The following is a 417-nucleotide window of genomic DNA, read 5'->3' on the forward strand; positions in this document are numbered from 1 at the left end:
GAATCTAAAGAGCGACGTGCACTCTTCAAAAACAGATCCGTACCTTCGCGACGTGCTAATTTACATTTAGGGCCAATATAACGTGCCATGTTTTAAATCACTCCAATATTAAATACGACGTTTTTTAGGCGGACGGCAACCGTTATGAGGCAACGGGGTAACGTCAGTAATGCTGGTAATCTTGAAACCAAGAGCGTTTAAAGCACGTACAGAAGATTCGCGACCAGGGCCAGGGCCTTTAATGCGGACTTCTAAATTTTTAACGCCATACTCTTGGGCAACTTTACCAGCTGCTTCTGCTGCAACTTGTGCTGCAAATGGTGTACTTTTACGAGAACCTTTAAAACCAGCGCCGCCAGAGGTAGCCCAAGACAATGCATTGCCTTGACGGTCAGTGATTGTAATGATGGTATTGTT

The 417-nt window shown here is 44.8% G+C and carries 1 protein-coding gene and 1 pseudogene; both read right to left on the reverse strand.

Annotated features, from left to right (window positions below; genetic code table 11):
• Positions 1-89: pseudogene (gene rpsD / locus ACTHSP_RS22220) on the reverse strand (30S ribosomal protein S4); the annotation flags it as partial.
• 19 nt (positions 90-108) lie between these two features.
• Positions 109-417 (reverse strand): 30S ribosomal protein S11 (rpsK, locus tag ACTHSP_RS22225; protein WP_440347036.1); only part of this gene is annotated, 309 nt, incomplete at its 5' end.

The sequence above is a fragment of the Neisseria sp. P0001.S005 genome, from assembly GCF_051963715.1.